The organism is Psychrobacter phenylpyruvicus DSM 7000 = NBRC 102152 (assembly GCF_000685805.1).
Taxonomy (GTDB): domain Bacteria; phylum Pseudomonadota; class Gammaproteobacteria; order Pseudomonadales; family Moraxellaceae; genus Psychrobacter; species Psychrobacter phenylpyruvicus.
This window is the reverse complement of record NZ_JMKP01000012.1, coordinates 64684-83020: the sequence shown is the minus strand read 5'-3', so window position 1 is coordinate 83020 and position 18337 is coordinate 64684. Positions and strand designations below refer to the sequence as shown.

The 18337-nt window shown below is 41.3% G+C and carries 7 protein-coding genes; 5 read left to right on the top strand and 2 right to left on the bottom strand.

Translation table 11 applies throughout. From position 1 onward, the window contains the following. Positions 1 to 1289 precede the first annotated feature (1289 nt). The 3 genes from G561_RS0106725 (at position 1290) to recD (ending at position 12855) form a co-directional block, all read left to right on the top strand. Positions 1290 to 5798, top strand: a complete 4509-nt coding sequence (locus G561_RS0106725) for an exodeoxyribonuclease V subunit gamma (protein ID WP_028858855.1) — start codon at positions 1290 to 1292, stop codon at positions 5796 to 5798. 84 nt (positions 5799 to 5882) lie between these two features. Further along, complete coding sequence (locus G561_RS0106720) at positions 5883 to 10451, top strand: UvrD-helicase domain-containing protein (protein WP_028858854.1); 4569 nt, start codon at positions 5883 to 5885, stop codon at positions 10449 to 10451. Between the two features lie 70 nt (positions 10452 to 10521). Next, on the top strand, positions 10522 to 12855 hold the full coding sequence (gene recD / locus G561_RS0106715) for an exodeoxyribonuclease V subunit alpha (protein ID WP_028858853.1): 2334 nt from the start codon (positions 10522 to 10524) through the stop codon (positions 12853 to 12855). Between the two features lie 105 nt (positions 12856 to 12960). On the opposite strand, the gene G561_RS0106710 is transcribed toward recD, so the two are convergent. Together G561_RS0106710 and G561_RS0106705 are read right to left on the bottom strand one after the other, a co-directional pair. Continuing rightward, positions 12961 to 13530, bottom strand: a complete 570-nt coding sequence (locus G561_RS0106710) for a hypoxanthine-guanine phosphoribosyltransferase (RefSeq protein WP_028858852.1) — start codon at positions 13528 to 13530, stop codon at positions 12961 to 12963. A gap of 104 nt (positions 13531 to 13634) precedes the next feature. Next, positions 13635 to 14297, bottom strand: a complete 663-nt coding sequence (locus tag G561_RS0106705) for a hypothetical protein (RefSeq protein ID WP_028858851.1) — start codon at positions 14295 to 14297, stop codon at positions 13635 to 13637. A 295-nt stretch (positions 14298 to 14592) separates the two neighbouring features. Between G561_RS0106705 and G561_RS0106700 the strand changes: the two genes are divergently transcribed. Together G561_RS0106700 and G561_RS0106695 are read left to right on the top strand one after the other, a co-directional pair. Next, positions 14593 to 16380 (top strand): hypothetical protein, encoded by a 1788-nt coding sequence (locus tag G561_RS0106700; RefSeq protein WP_028858850.1) that lies wholly within the window; start codon positions 14593 to 14595, stop codon positions 16378 to 16380. 40 nt (positions 16381 to 16420) lie between these two features. After that, positions 16421 to 18301 (top strand): hypothetical protein, encoded by a 1881-nt coding sequence (locus tag G561_RS0106695; protein WP_028858849.1) that lies wholly within the window; start codon positions 16421 to 16423, stop codon positions 18299 to 18301. The last annotated feature ends 36 nt before the right edge of the window (positions 18302 to 18337 follow it).

Genomic DNA, 18337 nt, shown 5'->3' with positions numbered 1-18337 from the left:
CGCCTTTTGAGTTTGAGAGACGATACTATGATAGCCTTAATGAGTCAGACAAAGCTGCCTGACTCAAGCAATCCACTCTCCGATATAGTCGGGGCGGTTCATTGTTCAAAAACCATCTAGTCATACTAGATTTAAAATCAGTTTTCAAAAGTTTGAACATTGTCAGGTAGTTTGCTTTCCTCACCCTAGTGGCAGTCGCGGCATAGCTCATGAGTATATTAAGCTGTATCAACCTGAAATGAAAAAGATTTTTGATAGCTATATTAAAGAACGAGGGTTTAATAAATAAAATTAATAGCCGTTAGTTTTTATAAAGCAATATGCAGAAAATGCATATTGCTCATCTCGATAGACCAGTCGTGTTTTATGATTTAGATATCGCTATCTCAGTAAGGTACCGAATAAAATCGTCACAAGGTGTACTGATAAGGATCGATAAAATGCCATTGATTCATTTGATAAGGAAGATGAACAATGATGTATATAATATATTTAATAGTTAACTTATTAGCGGTTACTTTATTTATAGCCTATATGACTAATAATTTTCTTATCAATATCATAAGTGTGGCAGGAAGTTTTTATTTCAGCATGTGTGCTACGGTAATGGCTTTTTACTTTATTTTGAATAAGAAGCACTATGAAAAAATTATGTTTCTTATACTGTCTATAATTGTTTTGATATTTAGCTTAGTCGCAATTATAAAGAAAGAAGTGCTAGTAAATTATTTGGGAGAACTTTTTTTAACTGTATCGATGTTAGCCTATATATTGTCAGGAGTTATATTTTTTTATTTCATAAATATTATATATAGACTTATATTTTCTGAACAAAAAGATCATGCTTTTATATGGTCGACTACTATCGTTTTAGCACTTGTATATTTTATATGTTCACCTACAATTTATTTTATTATTTAGTAGCTTTGAGGTTTAAGATGAAATTACGTAGGCTTTTGATTTAGAGCGCAATAAGATAAAAAATGAGCTTAATAAACAAGACCAAGTAACCCTACGGTCAAATCTGCATACTGAAACGTAGGTGGTTTTAATCAGGCAACTTAACGATACAAACCCATCAAAACTTGTCTTGATTATCTATACCTAAAGCCTTCTGAATCCTGACTTGATTATAACCTAATTCAATATTCTATTCTAAAATTCACTCCTCAGTTTTCACGACGTATACTGTCGTTTAGTCTCAATAACTCCTTTTTTTAAATTGTGAATGGGTTATGCTTATAGGCATAGCTTTTTATAAAACTTCCCAAAAACAAGAAAAACCTTTTATGTTCAAGATTATCCAATCGCATCGCACCGAAAACTTAGTCGATGAACTGCTGGTTGAATACCAATCAATACAGCAGTCTATTTTTGATCCCTTTGTGGTTATCATACCGTCAATGGTATTGGGTGATTGGCTCGATAAAACCATTGCCAGTCGTGCCGGCATTAGTACGCTGGTGATGACTAAGTTCTGGGGTCAATATCAGTGGACGCTAATGCAGGATGTACTCAATCAGCATAATGCTTATCTACTGCAAAATAATCCCGATGCGAAGGTGCTAAACGTGCCTGAGGTGGCGGTGCTATCGCCGACTGTGATGCAGTGGCGTCTGTTTGGCTATCTGACCTATTATCAGCAAATCATTATTGAGGACGATAAACACCCAGTATATCCACTGCTGTCGCCCTTAATTGAAGAGCCGCAACAAGGCGTTGAGCCAGATAAAGCGCAACAAGATGCGCGTATTTGGCAGCTGGCAAGTGATTTGGCACGGGTGTTTAACCGCTATTTGACCCACCGTGAGGATTGGCTAAGTCTATGGTCGCAGAACAAGCCGCTAAATGTGGAGACGTTAATTAAAGAAAAAGATGAGCTGTCTTTGCGCTTTGATAAATATGCACGCGTCACCCCAGGATGGTTAGTAGATCATTATGTGGAATTGGAGACGGCGCAGCGCTATTTATGGTCGCAATTATTTGCTGATGTGCATCAATATCGTGCCCAGTTAGAAAAAACCTTCTGGAAAGCACTAGAAAGTAACAAAGCGGACGAGCAAGATCAGTTACCCAAAGTACTTCGTATTTTTACCATTCAGCAGTTGCCGCAGACTGAGCTTGATTTCTTACAGCGCCTATCGCGCTACATGGATATTATTTTACTGCATTACAATCCCTCTAAGCTTTTTTGGGCGGATATTGTTGATAAATCATGGTTACAGCGCCAGCGGATTATTAACCCTGAAAGCGTTTTTTTACGTGATTATGGTCACAGTCTGCTATCTCGTCTGGGTAAGCAATCCCGTGATACCTTTGCCATGCTCGCTAACTTATCGGGTAACGAGCTGTATGAAGATGCCATTGTGGATTGGCAGGATAAATTTGAAGATGATTGGACTGAGAGTTTGAGCGGTGAGCTTAGTCTTGATACAGATAATGAAAGCAATGAGCAAAATAAAGAATCTGAGCAAGAGACCGCTTATCAACCTCACAATAGTCCCAGTTTATTAAGACGACTACAAAACGATGTATTGATGCTGGATGAGCGTTCAACGCAGCAAGCCACAGCAGTGAAAGTGTCACAGGCTATTAGTGAGCAAATCGAGCTAAGCTTTGATGAGGCTGATGATGACAATACCGCTGCTTGGTACGATGATGAGGTCCTTGAAAACAAACGCTTTGAAAAACAGCGTCTGTGGTCGATGTCCGCCCAAGATAACAGCTTAAGTATTCATTCGTGCCACAGTTTGCAGCGTCAACTTGAGGTGCTGCGTATCATGATTGGGCGCTGGCTAAATGAGCCATTGCCGCCTGGCGCAAAAAAACGTCATATCTCCGACATAGTCGTGTTACTGCCTGACGTTGAACGTCACCATACCTTGATTAGCTCAATCTTTGTCAATGGCAAAGGTCAAGATGGTTTGACTCTGCCGGCAAGAGTCACCGGTGTGGTCGATGCCTCTATTCGTCAATTATGGGAGGCGATTACTGGGTTTTATAAGCTACTTGGTAGTGATAGTGCCCGATTTGAAGCGGCTGAGGTGCTAGATTGGCTGATGTTGCCACCGCTATACGAAAGCTTTGGATTAACCCATGATCAGATGAGCCGTGGTTGTGATTTGTTGGTTGAAGCTGGGTTTATCCGCGGCTTTGATGAGAAACACCTTAAACAGACCTTGGACGACAATGATTTTGATTACCGCTTTAGCTTTGCCCAAGCATTAGATAGATTGACGCTGGGACTAATAATGCCTGAAGCGCAAATGAGCGACTGTTTATATCCGCTTGATGATCAGCAGTGGCCGAGTGCTGCAATATCTGAAATGAGCTTGCCGTTACCTGAGGTGAGTCTTAATGATGCCCCCATTATTGAAGCGTTATGCCGTATTTATAGTGGACTGCATGCCCAGCGCGATGATTATAAACAGAAGCAAAAAGCTGAAGACTGGCTTAATGATATTGAACAACAAGTCATTCACCGTTATTTTGGTGATGTAGATCAGACCCGTAGTATGCGTGCCATTTATAACGCCATGAATGGCTTTAAGTCGAGTCTGCGCGCCAACCGTCACTATAGACAATATGCTAGTGGTGATAATGCCAATAACCGAGAAGTTGAGCAAAGACTGGCAAATGTTGAGACGTTGCCACTGAAGCTAAGCTTTATGCTAGATAGTATTGAGGCGGAGCTTGAGAGTCAGCAGGTGAGTGCGGAGCCGACTGGGGTAATTACTTTTGGCCGCTTCGGTGCTTTAAGAAATGTGCCTTTTGATCTGGTGGTGATGCTCAATATGAATCTCTCTGAGTTCCCAGCTCGTGATCGTGACAACCGTTATGATTTGATGAAGGCAACCATGTCACGTCGTGGTGATAGGGTCAGCGAAGATGATGACAATGGGGCATTTTTGGATGCTTTATTGTGTGCGCGTAGTGCTTGCTGGATATTTTATAACGGTCAAAGCTTAACCGATACCCATGAGCATTTGCCGGCTAACCCAGTCAGTGAGTTGTTGCAATTCTTGCAAGGGGAGGTTCAGTGGCAGGTTAATTCTCTTGATAGTTTGCCACAAGAGGTGGACCCGACTACCGAGAGCTTAAAGCGTCATTTGCCAAAGCTTGTCAAGCAGTGGTTAGTCACCGAGCATCCGGCATTGCCTTTTGATAAGAGCTTGTTTCAGCAGCAACTAGAAGATGACTTTACACAATTAGAGAATAGCTTAAGCAAAGAAACTCAAAACCTAAATCAGCACCCAAATCAGCAACCGACATCGTCTGATTCGGATGATCCAACTAATTCAAATATGGCTTCAAATGACGAGCCGTCTGATTTTGATGCTCTACAAGGCATGTTAGATAAAGCTATGCAAAAAACCAAACTGGCTCAGCAGCGTCAGTTCCCGCCAGCGCCGTTATGGCAAGCGGTATTTAACACCTTACAATCTCGAAACAGTAATGATGAGCCTCTGTTAGTCAACTTACCTAACCAAGCACAATATGCGGCAATCTCCCAGTTATTAGGGGCCGGTTTGGGGCAGTTGGGTCAAATTGACAACCAAACCCGATTAATGCTGTGTGAGCTGTTAGCTATTGACTCAGGATTAAACTGTGATGAGCAAAATAAAACCTTAGCTCAAGCGTTGTTTGATATTGCTGAGATAGACGTTGAAGGGGTGCTTGCCTATCAAGTGCGTCACCCAGCCAAAGCTTTCTTACGCACGCAAGAGGTGCATATCGTACAAGGTGAAGAGGCGATGGCACAGCAAGAACCGCTATTTTTGGATAGCTTGAGTAGTTATCAAATCAATGAGTATTTGATTCATGAATTGGCTAGCCACTCGGCAGAGAATGATTCAGACAGCCCCCAGAGCTTAGAGGATACCTCGTCTCAAGCAGCGCCAGCTCTACTGTATCAAAAAATCATGCCGGCAGGGGTAGCCCGTCACACCACATTGCCCAATCAGCAACAAAAGCTGCAACAGCAGTGTCAAACCTTTCAGCAGCAATTGATAGCTAACGGTATAGATGCGCAGCAAGCTGATGCAGATTTGCCAATCATTACGCCTAGTATCGAGCATCCAGTGCAACTGGATCTGGCGAATGTGTTGAAGCAAAAGGATAATGCGTCACTGTTATCTTATATGCCAAAGATGATGAAGATCAAAGGGGTGGTGCCGGTAGAGGCTAATGGCAATGGCGCGCATTTAAAGGCAGGCGTGTCTTATGCTGAGCAGTCGCCTAAGCACTGGTTTAATATCCTACCCAACTCCGCCAGTCCTAGGCATCTGCTGAAGTTCTGGTTATCGCATCTGTATTGGCAGGTGGCCAGACGCACCACAGCTGAGCAGGTAGCACTAAATGACGGCATCAGCATTTGGCGCTTTAATAAAGCGAGCACTAAAGTCAAAAATCTTGAAAAAGCTACTGCCTTTAAGCTCGAGCCTATTGTGTATGAAGATGCTGTGATTGAGCTGATTAAGTGGGCTATTTTTGCCAAGCTATCGGGCCAAGTGCCGCTTACGTTACTGCCAGAGTATGCCCTAAGTTATTTGGATAATTGCTTAAAGGCGCAGGAAGATGAAGGCGCTGAGTATTGGCCAAAACGAGGTGATTTTTCGGAGTGGTTGTTCCCAAGCTATATGTCAGACATGGTATATGACACCTGTTCACAGCATGCTATTTGGCAATATATCCTGCGTGAGCAAGATGCCTTCAAAGCTTTAGCTGCCTCATTAACGGCTTTGGCACAGCCCTTGTATGAGCCTATGTTTAATGCTCTTGATGGACTAAAAGACTAATTTGTTTTAAGCCTAATTAATGACATCGACTGAGCCTCACGCCTTATAGAACATTTTATAGATAATAAAAAAGTATATCTCCTTATGACAGACATGACTGATAATAATGAACTAGCCGCATTGCATTCAGCCTCTCAGGAAGAGAAGGACGCACAAGTTGTGCTTGATTTACCTACGATAAATCAGGATCAAAAAGCAGAGAAAGTACCAGCGGTCGATGTGGCCTTAAGTGGTAGGCATCTTATCGAGGCTTCAGCGGGGACTGGCAAGACTTGGACTTTAACTGGTATCGTACTACGCTTACTTATTGAAGCGCGTCGTGCTCCTGAGCAAATTATTGCTACTACTTTTACTAGAGCGGCTGCTGCAGAGATGCGTCAGCGTATCCATGATCGTTTGGTGGATTTTTATCAGTTATTGCAGTGGGTTAATAACTTAAGTGCGGATCAGGTTAATAAAGGGGATTTGTATCCAAATATCTTGCAGGTCACCCCTGAAAGCGGTCAAAACAAGACCAATGATAAGACAGACTCAACGGCTGATGCGGACAGTATTGGCACCGATGAGCTGAACCAAGATTTGGCGCATGACAAACAGCTAGAAGAAAAGCAAAAAGCTGATGCTAAAAAGGATCGCGCTAAGTGGCTGATAGACAAGGCAAAATATGCTCGTCTAGATGGCATCATGCAGGACCCAATTAACCTACATTTGGTGGGTTACTTGCTTGATAATGTAAAGACTTATCCGATGACAGATGCCATTCGCCGTACCGCTCTGGTGCTAACCACACTTGATAAGTTATTTGTAGGCACCCTCGATAGTTTGGCGCAAAAATGGCTGGCAGAATACAGCAGTGAGACCGGTCATCAGCAAGGCATGGCGATTATTGAAGACAGTAGTATTGAGCAGGTCACTGACAGTATTATCCATGACGAACTGCGCCAGTTTCAAAGCCGTCTGTATCATGAGCAGCCCAAGCTATATGCACTTATGGAGCAGCAAGGTAAGCTGACTGCGGTCGAGGATCATAAATCTTATGTGAATCGCTCGCTGAATTTTATTTCTGCGCCAATTGACGAGGTGCAGTTAAATGAAGATTTTGATTTTAATAGCTTGGAGCAATTGCTACAGGACTTTGCTCAGCTAGATTTGACTGATATTCAGCCTTATTTAAATCCCGATTATCGAAAATCACAAGGGTTCAATGGCCGCTCTAGTTTACATACTCGCTTTGAGCATATTACTGAGATTCATCAACTAATCTCTGAAAAAGGTTTGAGTTTTGAGAGTTACTTAAGTGATGATGCAACCAAACTACTAGGGTCATTGAGAGATGCTCAGTTTCCAAGTGATGATGGAAAAATAAAGAACTTTAATAAAAATAAAGAAAAGCAACATCAAGTCTTTTTTGAGCTAGAAACCATAAGTCAATTAATGACTATTATGGATAATATGGAGGGTTTGAATCAGCATATATTATCGATACTGGCCAATCTAAACCGCCATATAGTACTAGCAGTCCGCGCAAGATTACCGGTGATATTAGAAGAGCGTGGTGAGACTACCTTTAGCTTGCAAATGGTACGTCTCAATCAAGCATTGACTGGCCGTCAGGGAGAGAAGCTGGCACGTTATATTCGCCACCACTATCCAGTCGCTCTTATTGATGAATCACAAGATATCAATGGCGAGCAAGCCATTATGATTGAAAGTATTTATCTGCCAAAGAATAAGCGTCAGCAGTCAGCTAATGAGGATAAGCAGTCAACTAATACTAAGTCCAATCAAGAGTTTTTGTTATTAGTTGGTGATCCAAAACAGGCAATTTATGGCTTCCGTGGCGGTGATGTTGCTAACTACAACTATATTAAGTCGCAGTTTGATAATAAGCATATATGGACGCTTGATATTAACCGCCGCTCAAATAAAGGGGTTATTGACTCGTTGAACTGCTGGTTTGGAATGCCGACGCCAACTTCAACTGAAAATAGGTTTGCCGAATTAGGCAGCCAAATTTATTATCAGCACATTACTGCAGCTAAGCTTGAGAAACAATTGTCATGGTTTAACGAGCTAGATACTAAGTTTAATGAGCTAGATACCAGGAAAGCCACTACGCTAAGCATCTCCCCAGTAGCTGAAACTGATTTAGTCGCTGATGTGCTATCTACTAAGCCGGTGAGCGTTTTGCATTTACCTTATGACAAGCATAAGGAGCTTGATTACGATGAGCATGAGGTTACTGCTCGTCATATTGCCACTTTATTAAACAGCGGGCAGACCTTAAAGGGTAAACCCATTCAGCCCAGTGACATTGGAGTTCTGGCTCGTGCCAAAAAGGACTTAAAGCGGGTTGAGGATGAACTGGTTAAGTTGAATATACCTACTTTGACCACCAGTGACGTTAGCATCTTTGAGACTATCATGGCCGAAGACGTTGCGGCTCTACTGAGTGCCATGCTTTATCCTTATCGTCACGATATGATAAATAGGGTGCTGACCAGTCATCTATATGGCCTGAGTATCAAAGAAGTCAAAGCGATGATGACCGACCATGAGTCAGGCATTGCCCAAAGCGATGAGACGCCAACTAAAGCCGCTGTTAATGTTAATGACGATATTAATAGCACTACTAGCAGTACTGATCAGTATAAAAAAAGCTATCAAGACTTTATTAGCTATCTTAAACAAGGCGCTCAGCGTTGGCAGAACTTTGGCATCTTATCGGCAATGCATTATTTACTGGATAAAAGCCCGGTACAGCCACAAGGTGTCTGGCAGGCATTGGCAGCACACCCTGAAGGTGATCGACATATCATGGATTTGCGTCATGTGATGGATATCTTGGCGCAATACGGTATCGGTATGGGTGAGCATGAGTTGCTAGCGTGGTTTAGGCAGAACATAGATGCTGCACCCAATAGCGATTGGGCTAAGCAGTATCCGCTACCTACAGAGTCTGGTGTACAGCTGATGACTATTCATAAGTCAAAGGGGCTTGAGTTCCCCATTGTCTATGTATTGGGTATGGGCAGCGCCAGTCGTAAGTCGGGTAATAAAGAAGACTACGGTTTGTATTTGTATAATGCTCAGCAAGCTACCAATACCATGGTGCACCAATCTAGCGGTAATCAGCGTCGTTTTTCACCGGTTAAAGATTCAGCTACCACACCAGGCTACTATACAGACATTGAGACTCAAGAAAATTTAGATGAAAGAAAAAGACTGGCTTATGTGGCTTTTACTAGGGCTAGTGAACTATTATATGTAGTTTTAAGCGATCCGGCTAATACTACAGATATGGAGCGTAAGCCAGTATTTAATTGGTTTGATATACAAAAACCTGAGCCAGCAGAATACAAGCTACCTGATAGATTGAAAAATGTTATAGGCATGGTAAGAGGCCAAAACGTTTATCAGTTTTATGAAGACAACTTTACCAAAACTAAAACTAATGATTTAGATCAGGGTGACCATACAAACATCACAAAACCGGTCACAGAGCCTATTAAATACGACAAATTCTCCGATGTGATGCGGGTAGACTACTTTTATGGCTGGGCCAAGACTAGTTTTACAGCTTTAGCTCGTCAATTAGATGAGTCTACTCAGTCGATGGCTGTGGTCGATGAGCGTATCGATGATGCTACCTATATTGGTGTTAGTGACACCGCTCCTGTTCAGTACTCCCTAAAAGAAGGTGGGGTACTGCCGGCTGAGGTATTACCAATAAAAGCTGCTGATGACATACGCTTTAGCTTTGTGAAAGGGGCCAATGCTGGTACGTTTTTGCATGAGATATTTGAGAAGATAAACTTTACCGACTCCGAGCAGTGGTCTGCGGTAATAGATAGAGCGGTTAATAGCTACCAATTACCTTTGGCTTATGCCAGTGTGGCTCATCAAAAGCGCGTCTTAGAAGATAAAAAGAAGGGCAAAAATAACAGTAATAACAACGATAACCATAGTAATAGTAGCAATAACTATCATATCGATGAGCAAGGGCTTCAGCATCAAGCTCTAATGGGATGGATTGATGAGGTTTTGCATACCCCTTTACTGGCTTCAGGACAGCCTCTGATTAATATCTCATCGAAGCAGCGCCTTGCAGAGATGAAATTTAATATGGGAATGGCGGAAAGCTTCCGAGTACAGCAGATCAATGCGCTGTTTGAGCAATATTTGCCTAATGATATCGACAAACACCTGCGTTTGACCGCACAAAGTAGTAATCAACTTTATCGTTATCTGCGTGGTGAGATTGACTTGGTGTATCAGCATGCTGGCAAGTTTTATGTGGTTGATTATAAGAGTAACTTTTTAGGAAATAGCCTAAGCAGCTATAATGAGGTTACCCTCAAGCAAGCTATGAGTAAAGCCGGTTATTGGCTACAAGCAGCGATCTACCAAGTGGCACTACACCGCTTCTTATCCATGCGTATTGCCGATTACCAAGGCAATGAGGCCAAATATTTAGGCCCCGTTGAGTATGTGTTCTTGCGAGGGACTTACAGTCAATTATCAGAAGCCGAAAATATTGTAAACCAAACTGACCAAACTGAGATGAATGCTACTCGCTACGGATTGGTCACTTGGGATATTCCCATCGGGTTTGTTAAAGCGTTGGATGAGCTGTTTGGTAAGCCTCAGTAGTGTCTCATCAGCGGGGCATATAGCCAGTTAAGATTTAAGTTTTTAATCCATTTATAGGTCTCATACAGTAATGAAAAACAATAATAATAACCCAAATATTCGGACAGAAGAGAGCTGGGCCAGTACTATCAGTGATTATATTTTACAGCGCCGGGCGCAAACTTATTCAGCTTATGTGCAACCGGTAGATGCTAATGATTCGGTAAGCTTGGTGGAGACTGACAGTTATTTGTTCAAAGCATTGTTTGTATTACTAGCCAAACAATTAGAGGAAGGGCATACCGTATTGACCCTGCGTCAAGACAACTCTGAACTACCATTACAGGGCAGAGTAGAGGATAAAATTGCAACGCTTTACAGCTGGCAGCGTGACATACTGCAAAGCTTAGCCGCGCCTTTATTTGATCTGATGGATAATTCTTTGCTGGCAACTGTATTAGCGCAGGAACAAGATGATCAAGGTGATATAGTCCCGCTATTAGAGCTTGAGAATAATGAGCCTATATTTAATTTACTGCATATTTTAATAACCCACGGTACTCAGCTGTGGCTACAATCAAGCCTATCAAATAGTAATAAAGCACAACTGGTTAAACGCTTTAAGCTGGTTAAGCAGCTGTATGATCTAATGCAAAACGTTAATAAGACAGATGCTATAAACCAAAATGAAGACCAATTAGAAAATAGCCTAAGCAGATTTGTACAACACATAGCCAAACAGCCACTATTTACCAACCTCACCTTGTCACCACTAACATCAAAAAATAGCCTAAGCAAAAAACAACCCATTTCAAAACCAATTCAAACACAAGCACCTCTTATTTATTTATTTAATCCAACAAGTCATAACAGCGAAGTCACTTTTTGGCTACATCGCACTTGGCAAGCCGAGTTTAACCTTTCCAAAACCATACAAAACATCCTAAACCAGCCTATTGAGCCGTTAGATATCAACATCCCAGATAATCTTAACCCTCAGCAAGTTCAGGCGGTCAAAGTAGCCAATGAGAATGCTTTTAGTATCATTACTGGCGGGCCAGGCACAGGTAAGACTTATACCGTGGCACAGCTGGTTATTGCATTACAGCAGGCCCAAGCAGATAGTGAAGCTAAGCAAGCACTGGGGGAGGGCGCTGCGATTCGCTTTAGTACAGACAGTGCAGGACTTGCTCTATCGGCGCCGACCGGTAAAGCTGCACAGCGTATGCAAGAATCACTGCAAGCGGCTCTAGACAGTGCTCAGGTGGAAGTTCAGCTGCAAGAAGCGAAGACCATTCACCGCTTGCTAGGCATTGGTAGAGATGGCAGACCTCGCTATCACGCTGATAATCCTCTGGGGGAGGATATTGTCATTGTCGATGAAGCTTCAATGCTTGGGGTAGAGTTGGCCAACTATTTGGTCAGTGCTATTAAGCCTGGCGCAAGGCTGATCTTATTGGGGGATGCCAACCAGCTCGCTGCAGTAGATGCCGGGGCAGTACTGGCTGACTTATGTCGTATTGATGTACTACAACCAATTCATGCACAGCTTACTGAAAGTCGCCGCTTCCATGCAGACTCCGGGATTGGTAAATTGGCCACAGAGATAAACAAAACTCCAGCGGACATGAATCAAGTATGGCAGCTATTAAATAATGATGAATCCCTACAGTTCCAAACGGTAGATAACCAAAGTAGCAGTGCTGCTGAATCAACAGACACAGCATTATCTAATCTAAAATTAGAAAATAGCCTAAGCAATAAAAAAATACTTTTTCAATTATCCCAGAGTTACACGCCGTATTTAAATAAAATAAACTCTTTATTACTAAATCCAATAGCAAAATCCGTACCAGCCGAAGTTAGTCACACTGTCGCAGAACTGATGACAGAGTTTAATAAATTCCGAATCCTAACTGCAGGGCATAATGGAGAGTGGGGCGATCATAATATCAATGACTATCTGACCCGTTGGCATATAGCTGAGTTAAAGTTGCCTTTAGGTAAGAGTCCTTGGTTTCATGGTAGACCAGTGATGGTATTACAGAATAATTATGAATTAGATCTATTTAACGGAGATATCGGTATTTGTTTGCAGACACAGCAGAAGGGCGAGGGTAGCCGCTTAGAGGTGTTTTTTGAAAATAAAACGCAAGGTATTGCAGTAAATCTGCTTAATGATGAGCTAATTGCCACCGCTTATGCGATGACTATCCACAAATCACAAGGCTCGGAATTTGATCATGTTGCCATTACTTTTGATAACCGCAACAGTCGACTGCTTAGCAAGGAGCTGATTTATACTGCGGTAACCCGTGCTAAGCAAAAAGTAACTATTTATAGTACCAAGCAGGCGCTACAAAAAGCGGTGCAAACCCCAACGCAGCGTTATACGGGTCTAGCATTACAATTTGAGCAACAGTAGAGGCTTGCTAAAGTAGTTCAGTAAGTGCTTATTGTCACACATAAAATTTTGACCACAAAAAAAGCACCTAGCGATGAGGTGCTTGTTGAATGAAAAGGGAGGCTATTATTTAGGCAGTTTGTCTTCTTTGATAGCATAGATACCTGGAAGATGACGTAAGTAACCATGAAAATCCATTCCACAGCCGTAAACATAACGATCATCAACATCTAGACCGACGAAGTCTACTTTGAAGTCCTCTACTTTACGGTCATGTACTTTGTTTAATAATACACAGCAATCAACAGATTTTGGGTTCTCTTTTTTTAGCTCTTCTACGATAGCTTTTAGAGTGATGCCTTCATCAAAGATATCATCAACCAAAAGCACATGCTCTCCAGAAATATCGACATCTGGTTTAAATTTCCAAACTAATTCGTTAGTGCCTTCATTTTCACGATAACGAGAAGCGTGGATATAGTGCATACGATGGTAGAAAGTAAGATGAGTTAATAATTGACCTGCTGGAATCAAACCACCATTCATAACAACCATAACAATAGGGTTCAGACCGGCATAATGCAGGTTTAGCTGGGCAGCCAAACGTTCATAAGCAGCTGCTACTTCAATGCTACTAATCAAACATTCTGAATTACGGAGGGTTTGTTCAATCTCTTTATTGCTAATTTGGCTCATAGTCGGTGTACACGCAGTAGTAAAAGGATCTATTTTAACAGGATTGGTCAATTTCAGCCAACCCTGTTGTTTAATTTTTGCCAATACGCAATAAAATCAATGGCTTATTTTTCAATAATGAAGGGTCGATAGAAACCTACCAAACGGTTTAACGACTCAATTGGCAACTGAGGTAGTAGCTTGTTAATAGCCATTTCAAGAGCTTTGTTAATTCCTGCTTTGGCAACGGGGACTGATTTACGTTTAATCAAGCCCAAAGGTAGGGTTTCTGAAAAGCGAGTAATAAAGTGATCTACAACCGCATGGTTCATAGCAAATAAAGCTTTAACTAACTTCTCTTTATTGACAGACTCTGGTGTAACCGCATCAAAACCTTCTAAAATAGTTTTTGCAGAAGCATCATCCATCTTAAAGCCAACACGGGTATTACCTGAGTTGTCTTTAAAAACCGTTTCATTTTTCATATATTCAAAGTTAGGGATAACCTCTTTGTTTTTATCTTTACCTAACAAGATGTTTAACATGGTTTCAGTGGCGCCTTCAATCTTCACCACGATGCTCCGCATTTTTTCTTGGCGTTCTGCGTCTGGGATAACGCTAATCAAATTAACCAACATGTTGTCTAGTAGCTCTCGACCGATCTGTTGTGCAATATTATTACGCAGAGGGTAATAATCTATATCTTTGCCAGAGTCAATAATATGCTCTGCTTCAATGATCATGTCTTCAAGTTTCTCTGTCGGTTCAAATCCAAAATAGTAAGTCATCGTAAGTCCTTTTAGGGGTAATTAATCCAGCTTTTAAATATATTGTAATAAGTATTGTTTAACAAGTTATCTATCAACTAAATGTATTTAGTTAATTGTGCTAATATAACTTAATTGTTATAGAGTCACGTAATTCGTTTGAAGACTATTGGGTCATGCCAGCATAGACACTATAAAATATTTATTCAATCTTGGATTAAATATCTGTTATTAAACACTATAATCTAATAAATTAAGTAGCTAGACCCTTGCTAATGCACTTCTAAAACTCACACCTCAGGATCAATTACGTATCATGAAAATAAAGTTCGCCTTCTCTGGAGTAACGCAGAGCCGCCCTAAATTTACTTTGATTATGTTATCAAGTAGCGTTCTAGCACTTATGGGTTGTCAATCAACATCAACTCAGTTTACCTCTAATACCACTTCTCAAGCTGGTTCATTAATATCTTCAGTTGATTACCAAAAAAACATTCAACGCAACCAACAAATTTATCAAAATCAATTTAGCACAGAGTCAGGTATTAATACTGATGAAGGGGCCAAGTCGACACTTTTAGCGGCAATAACCAATCATTTGACTACACCTCATGTGGCAGTTAGTCAACTCCGAGTACATGATTCACCGTTCATCAAAAAGGGCAGTATTGATGAGGGCTCACAAAGTGCCTATAAGACAGTTTTGGATATAGCCATACAAGAAGCCTATGATGAAGAAGACTGGTCAGAAGAGGATTGGTCAGAGTCTGATGCTTATATTCTGGATGAAAATAGCTCTGAAGAGGCGGTTTTTATTGAGTCTGATCCTGATGAAGCTTATGACTATGAAGAGGGCGATAACAGCGATAATTATGACTATGAAGAGTACGATGAATACGATGAGTATGATGAATATGACCCATACGCTGATTACGAAGAAGATACGGGCTATCAGCGGCTAATAGACACTTTATACGAGTGGTATAATCGCACGCCAGCACAGATTGAAGCTACAAATTATTACTTCAATCAAAACATGAGCCTAAATAAAATTAGTACGTTTGACCCTGAGAATAAAAAACTTAGTATGGTTTATAGCTATGACTTTGCTTCACCCTCAACTTACTATTCGATACAGCTACCTCTAGCACTGGATTTCAATCGCTCCGAGCTAACTTTAGATCCCAGTGCTTTATTGCCTTTGGTGGCTATAATCACTCCAGAACATGCCCCTTTGCCTGAAGAGCTTGAAGCTACTACCGTGGCTTTCAAACTGCCACAACACATCATCGATCAAGTTCCGCCCACAGTGATATACGATGCTTTTATATCAGCCATTGGTTATAGTTTAAGTGAGCTTGAAACGGCAAACTTCACCGCCTTAGATATCTCCAACGATGCCTATGCCAAAAAAGTTGGGGCCCATTCAGCAGTAAAGCTAAACTTAGATAGCAAACAAACTGGTAAGCTAATAGGGGTTATTCTGAAACATATGTCTGAAACACTGCAAGATCATGTGGATCTGCGACCTGATTTATACCCAAATTCAAACCCTATCAAAGTAGCTTTGCAGAATTGGCAACAGACCAATGAAAACTTCCAAAGTGGGGATTTAGGATCGTTATTTCAGTTAATTGAAGCAGTAGCGCCTTTGTCCTTTAACCAAAGTAATTATTACTATTTTGATAATCGTGGAAAATTAATAGCCTCTCAATCAAGCTCCTTGGTTGGAGGCGACTTTATGGGAGCAACGACCACACTATTAAGTCAGACCATCTATGGTGAACGTGGCTTTAAAGACCATACTTTAAATGAGCTATACCAACAGTCATTTGGACAACCTTTCACACCCAATTCGCCTGCCAGCGTTGATGGCAATGTCTGGATTAAAAAAATCCAAGACCGAAAAGATAAATTGAAACAAGCCTATGCTGCGCGTAGTGAGTACGACAGTGAAGATGCGTTGTATGGTAATGACACAGCAGATAGTATTAAAAATGAGGCGTATCAACCTTCGATTAGAATCATTGATTATGGCAATGTGAATGACTATGAGAAGGAAGACGGTTATGAGCAAAAATATGAGCAAAAAAACGCAGAATAACTCAACTCATAATTTACAATTGATACCCCTAAGGACCTCCATGAAAACCCTAACTAAACCTAACTTATATAAAACCCATTTCAAGTTAGCTGCATTATCTTTAGCAATACCCTTAGCCCTTAGTGCTTGTCAGGTAGCGCCTAACAATAATCAAAATGCCTTTATCACCAAAATCAGTCAATTGCCAAGTGAGCAACAGTCGCAAATGGCAAAAGATACCTTATTACAGGCACTGCAAAAGCAAAGTCGAAGTGATTATGCTTACCAAGTGAATTTATTAGGCTCTAATGAGCAAAGAAGGGAGAGTCTTGCTAATGCTACACCGCAACAATTGGCGATGAGTGATGAGCCAATCAATCACTGTGAACATGTTCATGATGAGGCTTACGTCGAGTTGTTACAACAAGTAGAGCAAGCTGGCCTTGGAATATATGATGCCAAATACTCAGCAGAAAGAGAAGCCATCAAACACGCCTATCAACAGTGTGTTGCTGCTTTAGAGAATCCTTACTCACAAGTATCTTATGAGCAGTGGTTACAAAAAGCAGTACAACGAGCAAAATCTGATCTGGCCAATGCCGAAGCAGGTATTGAGCCAGGTAAAGCCGAAGCTGATAGAGTAGAAGCAAGCTTAGCCCAAGCAGAAATTGAAGTCGCAGCTGCTGATGCTGCTACTGAAGCTGCAAGTGAAAAAGAAGACTTGTATAGTTCTGATGACTCTATGGATGAGTCACAATCATTTGACAGCCTCTTTGCAGATATTACCGCTGATGTCTTGCCAGGTTATGATGATTCCCATACCAAGCTTGATGCGCGCAAGGCCAAGTTATTAAATGCCTATTTGTTAAACCCTATGAGTATTACCGGATCGGGAGTATATCGAGCCTCAGCTGGCAAAGTAAGTATTATGCCGACTTTAGCTTATCAAAGTCGCAACTTGCAAATACTAAACAGCCATTTTATCTATATTGATGCCAGACAGGGCGCTGTATATTTATGGGCCGATACCTTTGCCTATATACTGTCCTCTACTATAGATCCAAATTTAAGTTTGGGCATGAAAGACAAATGGATTAAGATTGACCTAAATGATGGCAGTTTACCCAGAAGCTTCTTGCCAGAATTGCTTAAGGCCCATCTATTGGCTAAAGCTAAAATGGATGCCAATGCTACAGCAGAGCAGTATCGCTTTATCTCATCCTCGCAGCTACAGAATCAATCTCCGAAGCCAGATGATAAGCATCAGCCTTATTTAAATGAGGCATCGCTTTTGATTGAACGAAAGCTGACTGAACAGCAATATAATGAGGGTATGCAGCTATATTTGACCACTATATATGATCAAATGACAAGCAAATACCCTCAACTACTTCAGTCACAAAACAATAGTGAGCAAGGGGATAACCGCAAATCTTTTAGTAGTGAGCATATTTTTACCAAGATTTTTAAGGCTATCGACAAAGCGACACAAGAAAAGTTTGTGACTAAGACAGACAATCCAAGCTCTGATAAAACCATAGAGACTGCTAGCGATGATAAGACCGATGAAAAAAAACCGGCTATTGAATATGCAATCAAGGAGAAGTCATTAGCAGAGAATAAATGGTTATGGCGCAACGTGTATGGCCTAGATAAGCAGCATCGCATTGTTTGGCAATTGGCGCAGCGCCAAATGGATAACAACGCCAGTATGCTTTATGGATCAAATGATCTGCTGTCTGGAGTGCATTTAGAGGCCTTGACCCGATATAACAACGTATCAAGCTCTGCGCCTATGTTTGCGGCACTTCCAGCAGGTGCCTCTATGCCCTCTAATGCAAATAGCGTGGACTTAAAGAGCTATGTTGAACAATTAAAGTCAAATTATGACAAAGGAGAGGGGAGCGAACAGGGTAAGATCTTGTTGGAAAGCTTACAATAAAGCGAATACTTCACCAAAAGCCAGTTAAATATTGTT

Excerpts from the sequence above, each read along its gene's own strand:
- G561_RS0106695 (WP_028858849.1), top strand. The coding sequence starts at position 16,421 with ATGAAAACCCTAACTAAACCTAACTTATATAAAACCCATTTCAAGTTA.
- G561_RS0106700 (WP_028858850.1), top strand. The coding sequence starts at position 14,593 with ATGAAAATAAAGTTCGCCTTCTCTGGAGTAACGCAGAGCCGCCCTAAA.
- G561_RS0106720 (WP_028858854.1), top strand. The coding sequence starts at position 5,883 with ATGACAGACATGACTGATAATAATGAACTAGCCGCATTGCATTCAGCC.
- G561_RS0106710 (WP_028858852.1), bottom strand. The coding sequence starts at position 13,530 with ATGAGCCAAATTAGCAATAAAGAGATTGAACAAACCCTCCGTAATTCA.
- G561_RS0106705 (WP_028858851.1), bottom strand. The coding sequence starts at position 14,297 with ATGACTTACTATTTTGGATTTGAACCGACAGAGAAACTTGAAGACATG.
- recD (WP_028858853.1), top strand. The coding sequence starts at position 10,522 with ATGAAAAACAATAATAATAACCCAAATATTCGGACAGAAGAGAGCTGG.
- G561_RS0106725 (WP_028858855.1), top strand. The coding sequence starts at position 1,290 with ATGTTCAAGATTATCCAATCGCATCGCACCGAAAACTTAGTCGATGAA.